This is a genomic window from Mycobacterium sp. GA-2829 (genome assembly GCF_001499965.1).
Classification (GTDB): domain Bacteria; phylum Actinomycetota; class Actinomycetes; order Mycobacteriales; family Mycobacteriaceae; genus Mycobacterium.
Genome location: NZ_LQIT01000054.1, coordinates 20,903 through 28,304 on the forward strand (window position 1 = coordinate 20,903; position 7,402 = coordinate 28,304).

Annotated in this window: 3 protein-coding genes; all 3 read left to right on the forward strand. The window is 69.9% G+C overall.

What is annotated here, in order from left to right:
* The first annotated feature begins 68 nt into the window (after positions 1–68).
* Positions 69–1,811, forward strand: coding sequence for an AMP-binding protein (locus tag AU194_RS25590; RefSeq protein ID WP_059092079.1), 1,743 nt, complete (start codon positions 69–71; stop codon positions 1,809–1,811).
* Positions 1,808–6,556, forward strand: a complete 4,749-nt coding sequence (locus tag AU194_RS25595) for an SDR family NAD(P)-dependent oxidoreductase (protein WP_059092080.1) — start codon at positions 1,808–1,810, stop codon at positions 6,554–6,556. Before AU194_RS25590 ends, AU194_RS25595 begins: the two co-directional genes overlap by 4 nt.
* 4 nt (positions 6,557–6,560) lie before the next feature.
* The coding region (locus AU194_RS25600; RefSeq protein WP_197417743.1) for a beta-ketoacyl synthase N-terminal-like domain-containing protein at positions 6,561–7,402 on the forward strand (842 nt) is incomplete at its 3' end.

Below are 7,402 nucleotides of genomic sequence, written 5' to 3' on the forward strand. Positions count from 1 at the left end.
GAAGCGTGGGCGATCCCGCGCGCACATGAACTTCTAACCGGACGGCCACTGAAGAAACGAGTAGCACCATGACCGAATCGTCTCTGACTGCTCTGCTGCACAAGCGTGCGACGAGTCAGCCCGACGACGCCGCGTACACGTTCATCGACTACGACGTGGACCCGGCCGGTTACGCCGAGACGCTCACCTGGGCCCAACTGCACAACAGGGTGCAGGTGCTGGCCGAGGAGCTGACGGTGTTCGGTGCCGCGGGTGACCGGGTCGCCGTCCTGGCCCCCCAGGGGCTCGACTACATCGTCGCGTTCTTCGGCGCCCTGCAGGCGGGCCTGATCGCCGCACCACTGTCGGTGCCGCAGTACGGGGTTCACGACGAGCGGATCACCAGCGTGCTCGCCGACTGTGCCCCCGCGGTCATCCTGACCACTTCGGCGGTCTCCGCGGAGGTCTCTCGGTACGCACTGGGCGCAGGCGGGCGGGCGGCGACGGTCGTCGAGGTGGATGCCCTCGACCTCGACGCGCCGGCGCAGTTCGATGCGCCCGCGGCCAAACAGTCCAAGATCGCGTACCTGCAGTACACCTCGGGTTCGACCCGGGTGCCGGCCGGGGTCGTGGTGACCCACGACAACGTCGTGGTGAACATCGACCAGGCCTTCACCGACTACTTCGGCTGCTCGGGGCTGACCCCGCCGGGTATGACGTTCGTATCGTGGCTGCCCTTCTACCACGACATGGGTCTGATCAAGGGTGTGTGCGCGCCGCTCGTCAGCGGCCGGTCTGCGGTCGTGATGAGCCCGATGGGGTTCCTGCAGCGCCCCGCGCGCTGGATGCAGCAACTGGCGAAGAATCCCGGGGCCTTTACCGCCGCACCGAATTTCGCGTTCGAATTGGCCGCCCGCCGCACCACCGACGAGGACATGGCCGGGCTGGACCTCGGCGGGGTGCTGGGGATCTGCAGCGGCAGTGAACGGGTGCACGCCGCGACCGTCAACCGCTTCCTCGAGCGGTTCAGCCGGTTCAACCTGCCCGCGGCGGCCGTCAAACCGTCCTACGGCCTCGCCGAGGCGACCGTCTACGTCGCGACGTCCGACCAGGGCCAGGCGCCGAACGTGGTCCGGTTCGACTACGAGAAGTTGTCGAGCGGGCACGCCATGCCCTGCGAGAGCGAGGCAGCAGGCGGCACCGACCTGCTCGGGCACGGCACCGTCCGGGCCACCACGCTGCGCATCGTCGATCCGGAGAGCCGCACCGAGAACCCGGCGGGCAAGGTCGGGGAGATCTGGGTGCACGGCGCCAACGTCGCCAAGGGCTACTGGCAGCGCCCGAAGGAAACCGAGCGCGCCTTCTCGGGCCGGCTGGTCAACCCCGCGGCGGGCACACCGGCCGGGCCGTGGCTGCGGACCGGGGACCTCGGGGTCATCTCCGACAACGAGCTGTTCATCATCGGCCGGATCAAGGATCTGCTGATCGTCGACGGGTCGAACCACTACCCCGACGACATCGAGGCCACCATCCAGGAGATGTCCGGTGGCCGGGTGGCCGCGATCTCGGTGCCCAGCGGGGAGACCGAACGTCTGGTCACGATCGTCGAGGTCAAACAGCGCGGCACGGAGGATGAGCAGCGCGAACGACTGCGCGCCCTGAAACGTCAACTGACGGCGGCTATTTCGACCACGCACCGGTTGCGCGTCGCTGACATCGTGTTCGTCGCCCCCGGCTCGATCCCGATCACCACGAGCGGGAAGATCCGGCGATCGACCTGCGTCGAACGCTACACACGCGACGAGTTCGAGCGTCTGGACCAGTCGGCATGACCGCCACAGTGCCCGAGGAGGCCGGGCTGCGCAGCTGGCTGGTCGACTACCTGACCACCCACATCGGGTGCTCGCCGGAGAGCATCGACTTCGACGCATCGATGGCGGATCTGGGAGTGGGCTCGCGCGACGCCGTCGTGCTCTCCGGTGAACTGGCCGAACTGCTCGGCAGGCCCGTCTCGCCGGTCGACTTCTGGCAGCACCCGACGATCAACGGGCTCATCGGCTTCCTGAGCACACCGCCGTCGGCGGCCGACCCCGTGGCCGGCGAGGTGGCCAAGACGCCCACCGTGTCCGGCACCGAACCGATCGCGGTCATCGGGCTGGGCTGCCGGATGCCGGGCGGGATCTCGGACCCGGACACCTTGTGGACCTTCCTCACCGACGGTCGTTGCGCCGTCGGCGAAGTGCCCGCTGAGCGGTGGCAGCCGTTCGACGACGGCTCCCCGGAGACGGCGTCGGCGCTGGCGGGCACCACCCGCTGGGGGTCCTTCCTCGACGACGTCGCCGGCTTCGACGCGGACTTCTTCGACATCTCCGCGCGCGAAGCGGTCAAGATGGACCCGCAGCAGCGGCTGCTGCTCGAAGTGGCGTGGGAAGCCTTGGAGCACGCCGGGATTCCGGCGGCCGCACTGCGCCGCTCGCAGACCGGCGTCTTCGCAGGCGCCTGCTTCAGCGAGTACGGGTACCTCGCGTCGACCGATCTGCCGCGCGTGGACGCGTGGAGCAACACCGGTGGCGCACTGAGCATCATCGCCAACCGGTTGTCGTACTTCCTGGACCTGCGGGGACCGTCGATTACCGTCGACACCGCGTGTTCGTCGTCGCTGGTGGCGATCCACCTGGCGTGCCAGAGCCTGCGCTCGGGCGATTCGAACGTCGCGCTCGCCGCCGGGGTCAACCTGCTGCTGTCGCCCGCGGTCTTCCACGGTTTCGACCAGGCCGGCGCGCTCTCACCCACGGGCCGGTGCCACGCCTTCGACGCCGCCGCCGACGGTTTCGTCCGCGGTGAGGGCTGCGGCGTGGTGGTGCTCAAACGGCTGCCCGACGCCCTGCGGGACGGCGACCGCGTGCTCGCGGTGATCCGCGGTTCGGCGATCAACCAGGACGGCCGGTCCAACGGTCTGATGGCCCCCAACCCGGCCGCGCAGATGGCCGTGCTGCGGGCGGCGTGCGCCAACGCCGGCGTGGATCCGCAGGACGTCGACTACGTCGAGGCGCACGGTACGGGCACCTTCCTCGGCGATCCGATCGAGGCGAGGGCGCTGGGTTCGGTGCTGGGCCGGGGACGCGCCGCAGCGTCGCCGTTGCTCGTCGGTGCGGTCAAGTCCAACCTCGGGCACCTCGAGGCGGCGGCCGGTGTCGCCGGATTCATCAAGACCGTGATGGCGTTGCAGCACGGCCGGATTCCCGGCACCGTCGGCTACGAGTCACCCAACCCGCACATCCCGTTCGACCAGCTGCGCCTGCGGGTGGTCGACGAGGAACGGGAGTGGCCCGCGGTCACCCGTCCGCGCCGTGCGGGGGTCTCCTCGTTCGGCTTCGGCGGCACCAACGCCCACCTCGTCCTCGAGCAGGCGCCCGAGGCGGTCGCCGTCGCGTCCCCACCCGCCACCGCGGTGAGCACGCTCGTCGTCTCGGGCAAGTCGGGTGAGCGGATCGCCGCGAGCGCCGCCGCGTTGGCGGAGTGGATGACCGGACCGGGAGCCGGTGTGGCCCTTGCCGATGTCGCGCACACGCTCAACCACCACCGCACACGTCACCCGTCGTTCGCGACGGTGTGCGCCCGTGACGGCGTGGACGCCGTGGCGGGCCTGCGGGCCTTGGCCGCGGGCCGCTCCGTGACCGGTGTCGTCGTGCCGCATGACGGTCCGTGTGGTTCGGGGACGGTGTTCGTGTACTCGGGCCAGGGCTCGCAGTGGGCCGGGATGGGCCGTCGGCTGCTGGCCGATGAGCCTGCGTTCGCCGCGGCGGTGGCGGAGTTGGAGCCGTTGTTCGTCGAGCAGGTCGGGTTCTCGCTGGCCAAGGTCCTCGTCGACGGTGAGACGGTGACCGGCGACGCCCGCGTTCAGCCGGTCATCATGGGCCTGCAACTGGCGCTGACCGAGCTGTGGCGCTCCTATGGGGTGACTCCGGATGCGGTGATCGGGCACTCGATGGGTGAGGTCACCGCCGCCGTCGTCGCGGGCGCCCTGACGCCTGCCGAGGGACTGCGCGTCATCGCGGTGCGGTCGCGGCTGATGTCGCGGCTCGCCGGTCAGGGCGCCGTCGCCCTGCTCACGCTGAGCTCGGATGCCACCGAGGCGCTGCTCACCGCTCACCCCGGCGTCGCGATCGCCGGTTACGTGTCGCCGTGGCAGACGGTGGTGGCCGGCCCGCCCGCACAGGTCGACGCGGTGATCGCCGCGGTGCAGGAGCAGAACCGCTTCGCCCGGCGGGTGAACATGGAGGTCGCGTCCCACACCGCGCTGATGGACCCGATCCTCGACGAACTTCGTTCGGCGCTCGCCGATCTCACGCCGAACACCACGTCGATCCCATTCATCTCCACGGTCGAGGAGAGCACCGCCCCGCTGCTGGACTCCGACTACTGGGTGGCCAACGTCCGGCGTCCGGTGCGGTTGAGCCAGGCCTTCCGCACCGCCGCCGACGAGCACGCCACGTTCGTGGAGATCAGCGCCCATCCGATGCTGACCAACGCCGTCACCGAAACCCTCGGCGATGCACACCACCACGCGGTCGGCACATTGGCGCGCGACACCGACGACACCGTCACCTTCCACACCAATCTCAACACCACCCACACCACGCATCCGCCGGTCACGACGCACCCCGCGGAGCCGCATCCGGTGCTGCCCGCCACGCCGTGGCAGCACACCCGGTTCTGGATGGATCCGACCGCGCCCCGGCGCACCGCCACGGCGTCTGCCGCGCAACAGGATTCGGATGCCACCGCCGGTGGAGTCGTGCCCGCCGAGTGGAACTGCGAACTGACCTGGCCGGTGCGGCCGGCCGCAGATGCGCAGCCGGTGACCGGAACGTGGTTGGTGGTCGGTGACCCGGCGCTCGCCGCCCGACTCGACCACGAACTCGGCGCGGACGCGCGGGTGAGCGTCATCGACGAGACGACCGTGGACAACCGACTCGAATTCGCGGTCGCAGGTGCCGATCACGTGGTCTACGCACCCGCGGTCCCCGCGGCGTTCGACGCCGCAGCGGGCCGCCGGCTGTTCGACGTCGCACGCCGCCTCACGGTGGTGCTGACGGCCGTGCCCGACCCGGGCCGGCTGTACTTCCTGACCCGCAACGCCCAACCCGTGTCCGTCGGCGACCGCGCCAACCCGGCGCATGCCGTGCTGTGGGGTCTCGGCCGCACCCTGGCGCTCGAGCATCCGGAGATCTGGGGTGCCGCAATCGACCTCGACGAGCTGGTTCCCGACCGGGTCGCCGCGCGGTACCTGGTCACCGAGGCAGGCAGCGCCGACGGCGAGGACCAGGTGGTGTACCGGGCGGGGGAGCGCCGCGTGGCCCGCTTGCGCCGCACCGCCGCACCGCGACCCGCGGGCGCGGGACTCGATCCGACAGGCAGCCACCTGGTGGTCGGCGCGACCGGCAACATCGGACCGCACCTCATCCGGCAATTGGCCGATATGGGCGCCACCACCGTGGTCGCCGTGTCGCGCAACCCCGGTGACCGGCTCGTCGCGCTGACCGAAACCCTCGCAGCCCGCGGTACGACGCTGGTCACCGTGGCCGCCGACGCCGCCGACGAAGATTTGATGCGGACGGTGTTCGACCGCTTCGGCGCCGATCTGCCGCCGCTGGCCGGGATCTACCTCGCGGCGTTCGGTGGCGGCCCGGTCACCTTGGCCGACATGACCGACGACGACGTCACCGCGATGTTCGCGCCGAAACTCGATGCGGTGTCGGTGCTGCACACGCTGTCGGCGACCACCGACATCCAGCAGTTCGTGCTGTTCTCGTCGATCTCCGGTGTGCTGGGCTCGCGTTGGCTGGCCCACTACACCGCGACCACGACGTTCCTCGACACCTTCGCCTTCGCGCGGCGAGCGGCCGGTCTGCCGGCCACCGCCGTGAACTGGGGGCTGTGGAAGTCGTTGGCCGACAACTACAGCGAGCACGAACGTCAGATCACGATGGAGTCCGGCCTCGAGCCGATGGCCGACGAGGTGGCGATCCAGGCGCTGTGGGCGGTCACCGCCCCGGGTGCACCGGCCCGCTCGACGGTGGTCGCGGCGGACTGGCCGCGACTGGCCGCCGCCTACCGCACGAAGGCGGCACTGCGGATCGTCGACGACCTGATCGACGACGGCGACGCGGAGGCCGGTACGACGTCGACCGTGGCGGAGACCGAGTTCCGGCGGCGGCTGCGCGAGAGCGCCGACGACGACCGCGAAGCGCTGCTCCGCGATCACGTGCGCGCCCTGGTCGCCTCGTCGATGGGCCTGACCAGCCCGCAACTCGTCGATCCGTCCGCCGGGTTCTTCCAGTGCGGCATGGATTCGCTGATGAGCGTCACGCTCAAACGCGAACTGGGGGAGAGCCTGGGCGAAACGCTGCCCGCGTCGGTGATCTTCGACTATCCCACCGTCGACGGTCTGACCGAGTACCTCGCCACCGTCCTGCCCGAACTCATCGAGGTCGCCGGCTCCGACGAGGTCGACGATTACGACGAGTTCAGCGATGACGAACTCCTGCAACAACTCTCGGAAAGATTGAGCTGACTCCATGACTGCTGTGTCGTCGGATCGCCGTGCGATCATCACTGAGGCGTTGCGCAAGATCGACGATCTGTCGGCCCGGCTGGCGGTCGCCGAACAGGGGGAGACCGAACCGATCGCCGTGGTGGGTCTCGGATGCCGGTTGCCCGGTGGAGTCACCGACCCGGACGGTTTCTGGAATCTGCTGCAGGACGGCCGCTCCGGGATCGTGCGGGTGCCGTCGCAGCGGTGGGACGCCGACGAGTTCTACAGCGCCGACAACGCGGTACCCGGCAAGATCTGCACCCGCGAGGGCGGCTTCCTGACCGGGTGGGAGCCCGACCAGTTCGACGCCGAGTTCTTCGGGATCTCTCCGCGTGAAGCCGCTGCCATGGACCCCCAACAGCGCCTGCTCATGGAGGTCACCTGGGAAGCGCTGGAGCACGCCGGGATTCCCGCGACGACCCTGCGCGGCACTTCGACCTCGGTCTACATCGGCCTCACCACGAACGACTACTCACTGCTGTTCGCGAACAAACTGAGCCACGAGGAGATCGACCCCTACGTGCCGTTCGGCAATGCGGCGAATTTCGCGGCGGGTCGGTTGTCGTACTTCCTCGGGGTGCGGGGTCCGGCGGTGGTGGTGGACACGGCGTGTTCGTCGTCGTTGGTGTCGGTGCATCTGGCGTGCCAGAGTCTGCGCCGCCGGGAGAGCGACACCGCACTGGCCGCCGGCGTCAACCTGATGTTGAGCCCCGAGAACAGCATCGCCTGCTCGCGGTGGGGCATGCTCGCCCCGGACGGACGGTGCAAGACCTTCGACGCCGGCGCTGACGGGTATGTGCGCAGTGAGGGTTGCGGTGTGGTCGT

Coding starts and splice junctions, on each gene's coding strand:
- AU194_RS25595 (WP_059092080.1), top strand. CDS start 1,808: ATGACCGCCACAGTGCCCGAGGAGGCCGGGCTGCGCAGCTGGCTGGTC.
- AU194_RS25590 (WP_059092079.1), top strand. CDS start 69: ATGACCGAATCGTCTCTGACTGCTCTGCTGCACAAGCGTGCGACGAGT.